Below are 4109 nucleotides of genomic sequence, written 5' to 3'. Positions count from 1 at the left end.
CACACTGCGCACATGGGCCGCAGCCGGGAGCATGGTCACCACCAACTCGGCGCCTTCGGCTGCCGCGCGCGGTGAAGCGCTGATGGTGCCGCCCAGTTCCGCCAGTTCCTTGAGCACGGTCTGGTTCAGGTCGAACAGGTTCAGCGCATGGCCAGCCTTGATCAGGTTGCGCGCCATCGGCGCGCCCATGTTGCCCAGGCCGATAAATGCAATCTTCATGGTCGTCTCCTCGATCAGCGCAGGTTGATGGTGGTGTTGACGCCATCGTTGACACTGTCGTCGTCGAACCAGCGGCTGGTGACGGTTTTGGTCTGGGTGTAGAACTGCACCACTTGCTTGCCGTACGGGCCCAGGTCGCCGAGTTTCGAACCACGGGAACCGGTGAAGCTGAAGAACGGAACCGGCACGGGGATCGGGATGTTGATGCCGACCTGGCCCACATCGATTTCGCTCTGGAATTTACGCGCCGCCGCGCCGCTCTGGGTGAACAGGCCGGTGCCGTTGCCGAACGGGTTGGCGTTGACCAGGGCTATGGCTTGGTCGAGGGTGTCGACTTCCAGCACCACCAGTACCGGGCCGAAGATTTCCTGGGTGTAGATCTGCATGTCGGTGGTCACGCCGGAGAACAGAGTTGGGCCGACGAAGTTACCGTCTTCGAAACCCGGCACCTTGATGCCGCGGCCATCCAGCTCCAGCTTGGCACCTTCTTTTACGCCGCTTTCGATCAGGTCGAGAATGCGTGCCTTGGCGCGCTTGGAGATTACCGGACCCACATCGGTACCGGCTTCGCTGCCGGCGTTCACCTTGAGCTTTTGCGCCAGGGCCTTGAGGTCCGGCAGCCATTGCTTGGCCGCGCCTACCAGCACCACCACGGAAGTTGCCATGCAACGCTGACCCGCCGCACCGAAACCGGCACCGACCAGGGCGTTCAGGGTTTGTTCGCGATTGGCATCCGGCAGCACCACGGCGTGGTTCTTGGCGCCCATCATCGATTGCACGCGCTTGCCGTGTTTACCGGCGAGGTCGTAGACGTGAGTCCCCACGGCGGTCGAACCGACGAAGGACACGGCCTTGATATCTTTGTGGGTGCACAGCGCATCCACCACGTCCTTGCCGCCGTGAACCACGTTCAGCACGCCGGCTGGCACCCCGGCTTCCAGCGCCAGTTCAACCAGCAGCAGGGTCGACAGCGGGTCCTGTTCCGATGGCTTGAGTACGAACGTGTTACCGCAGGCAATAGCCATCGGGAACATCCACAGCGGAATCATCGCCGGGAAGTTGAACGGGGTGATGCCGGCGCACACGCCGATCGGCTGGCGCAGGGTGTAGGTATCCACACCGCCGGCGACGTTTTCAGCGAATTCGCCCATCTGCAGGGTGCCGATGGAGCACGCGTGCTCGACCACTTCCAGGCCACGGAAAATGTCGCCTTCAGCGTCGGCAATGGTCTTGCCCTGCTCGGCACTCAGGACCACGGCGATGCGCTTGGAGTGCTCGCGGATCAAGGCTTGCAGCTTGAGCATGATGCGCATGCGCACACCGATCGGTGTCAGCTTCCAGGTCTGGAAGGCGCGATGGGCGGCGTCGATGGCAGCGTTGACTTCTTCAGGGGTGGAAAACGGTACGCGGGCCAGCACTTGCTGGGTAGCGGGGTTGACGATGTCTTGCCATTCGGTGGTCCTGGATTCGACCCACTCACCGTTGATCAGCAGCTTGACCTGTTTTACGGAAATATCGGCAGATGCGTTCATGTGGTCTCCAATTCTTGTAGGTATGCAGAGAACCAAGGCGTTGAATCGCCTTGAGGATGAGGCGTTCGGACTGTTTTTGGAGTATAGATGTGCAAACTTCTAATAAGAACGCACATAAAAGCCGGTCCAATATGCAAAAAAACATCACGTCACTGGGCTCCCTGAACTGGGATGACCTGAAGTTTTTCCTCGAAGTCGCGCGTACCCGCAAGGCCAGCGTCGCTGCCAAGCGCCTGGCGGTGGACTACACCACGGTGTCGCGGCGCATTACCTCCCTTGAAGGATCCTTGGGCACTCTCCTGTTTGAAAAGTCCCGGACCAACGGCTTCGTATTGACCACCGAAGGCCAGCGCCTGCTGGGTTACGCCGAGTCCATCGAAAGCACGTTGCACATGGCCTGCGAACAGGTTTCCGGCTCCGGCGTGGCGCTGTCCGGCCACGTGCGCATGGGCTGCACCGAAGGGTTCGGCAGCTTCTTCGTCACCCCGCAACTGAGCCACTTCGTCGACACCTACCCGGCGATCTCGGTGGACATCCTGCCCCTGCCCCACTTCATCAGCCTGTCCAAGCGCGAGGCGGATATCGTCATCGCCCTGGAGCGGCCGGAACACGGGCCGTACGTGTGCTGCAAGCTGTGCGACTACAAGCTGCAGCTGTACGCGACGCAGGAATACCTGGACCAGCACCCGCCCATCCGCCGGGCGGCGGACCTGGCCGAGCATCCGTTTATCAGCTACGTGGATGATTTAGCGTTCAGTTCGGAGCTGCTGTACCTGGCCAATGTGGTGCCCGGCGCCAGCGCCAGTTTGCGCAGCACCAGCGTGATTGCGCAGTACGTGGCGGCGCAGCAAGGGCGCTCGCTGGCGATCCTGCCGTGCTTTTTGGCGGCACAGGACCCGCGGTTGCTGCCGGTGCTTTCGAAGGAGATAAACATTACGCGGCAGTTCTGGATGTACTGCCGCGAGGACTTGAGGAAGTTGAAACGGATCACCCTGCTGTGGGATTACATCCGTGAGGTGACGGAGCAGAATCAGCCGTTGTTGATGGGGGAAACGCGGGAGATGGTGTTTGCCGATTAAATAAAATGTGGGAGCCGGGGGGGGGNNCGGGCACGCCCGGCTCCCACGTTGATTGCATTCCAACTCGAACTGCCCGAAAGCCAGACTAGTCCGCAATCACCACAATCGACACCCGGCGATTCTCGGTGCGCCCCGCCGCTGTCGCGTTGGACGCCACCGGCTCGCTGCTGCCCAGCCCGCGCAGTTGTACGTTTTCTTCTTTCATCCCAACGCCTGCCAACACGTGCGCGACGCTTTTGGCTCGGCGCAGGGACAGTTGCTGGTTGTAGGTTTCCTTGCCCGAGGCGTCGGTGTGGCCGTCGACCCGCACGCGCTCAATGCCCACGCCCAGCAGCGCCTTGCCGATGCGCTGGACGATCTCGGTGCTGGGGGCATTCAGACTTTCGACGTCGCTGCCAAACAGCACCTTGCCCGAGAGGCCGAAGGCCCAGCCTTCGTCAGTCAGTTCAAAACCCTGCTGTTTGAGCACGGCGATTTGCGCCGGTGTCAGGCCTTTTGGCGGCGGGGTCTGGCAGCCGCTCAGGGCGAGCAGAGCCACGAGCAAGGTGATGAATAAAAAGCGTGCGGTCGAGAACAAGGGATCAACTCCTGTGTTGAACGTCGGCGGCGGGGGACTCCGATTCCGCCGTTTGCTGGCCACCCTGGGAAAGCCGTTTGGCCTGGTACATCGCCGCATCGGCGGCGTTGAGCAGGTTACCGGGGGTGGCGCCATGATCGGGGTAGACGGCGATGCCGATACTGAGTGAGGTCAATACGTGGGCGTCGCCGGGCAGCGCAATGGGCGCGTCCATGCTGGCGATGATTTTTTCGGCAATGCGCTGGGCGTCCTCAAGTCGGTGCAGAGGCGACAGCAAGATGGCGAATTCATCGCCGCCCAGGCGTGCCACCAGGTCGTCTTCACGCAGTTGCGCACGAATGCGCGTAGCCACTGCCACCAATACCGCATCGCCGGCGGCGTGGCCAAAGTTGTCGTTGATGTCTTTAAAGCGGTCGCTGTCGAGGAACAAGACCGCTACTTTCTCGTTGAGCTTGGCGGCGCTGCGCAGGGCGCGGATCAGCCGCCCTTCGAAGAACGCACGGTTGGGCAGCCCGGTCAGGCTGTCGTGGCTGGCCTGGTGGGCGAGGGTTTCGTTTTCGCTTTGCAGGTGGGTCTGCCAGGCCTCCAGTTCGTCGAGCAGGGCATTGAAGTCATTGCCCAGGCTGTCGAGTTCGGCGATTTTCGCCGGCGGTACGCGTCGGTCAAAGGCCCGCTCGCTTCGGGCGGCGTGGGCCACCGAGG

At 61.9% G+C, this 4109-nt stretch carries 5 protein-coding genes; 1 reads left to right on the top strand and 4 read right to left on the bottom strand.

Annotated features, from left to right (window positions below; all coding sequences use genetic code 11):
- A partial coding sequence (locus tag HX846_RS31500) for an NAD(P)-binding domain-containing protein (protein ID WP_178966895.1) occupies window positions 1-219 on the bottom strand: 219 nt, incomplete at its 3' end.
- Window positions 220-233: 14 nt separating this feature from the next.
- Window positions 234-1751, bottom strand: a complete 1518-nt coding sequence (locus HX846_RS31495; RefSeq protein ID WP_178966894.1) for a CoA-acylating methylmalonate-semialdehyde dehydrogenase — start codon at window positions 1749-1751, stop codon at window positions 234-236.
- 131 nt (window positions 1752-1882) lie between these two features.
- Here HX846_RS31495 and HX846_RS31490 point away from each other — a divergent pair, with 131 nt between their 5' ends.
- Window positions 1883-2830, top strand: coding sequence for a LysR family transcriptional regulator (locus tag HX846_RS31490; RefSeq protein WP_177042349.1), 948 nt, complete (start codon window positions 1883-1885; stop codon window positions 2828-2830).
- 85 nt (window positions 2831-2915) lie between these two features.
- Here HX846_RS31490 and HX846_RS31485 read toward each other — a convergent pair whose 3' ends face one another.
- Window positions 2916-3407, bottom strand: a complete 492-nt coding sequence (locus tag HX846_RS31485; RefSeq protein WP_003214188.1) for an OmpA family protein — start codon at window positions 3405-3407, stop codon at window positions 2916-2918.
- A 4-nt stretch (window positions 3408-3411) separates the two neighbouring features.
- The coding region (locus HX846_RS31480) for a GGDEF domain-containing protein (RefSeq protein WP_178966893.1) at window positions 3412-4109 on the bottom strand (698 nt) is incomplete at its 5' end.

It is taken from the genome of Pseudomonas sp. K5002, assembly GCF_013386655.1.
Taxonomy (GTDB): Bacteria; Pseudomonadota; Gammaproteobacteria; order Pseudomonadales; family Pseudomonadaceae; genus Aquipseudomonas.
This window is presented reverse-complemented; position numbering and strand designations above follow the sequence as displayed.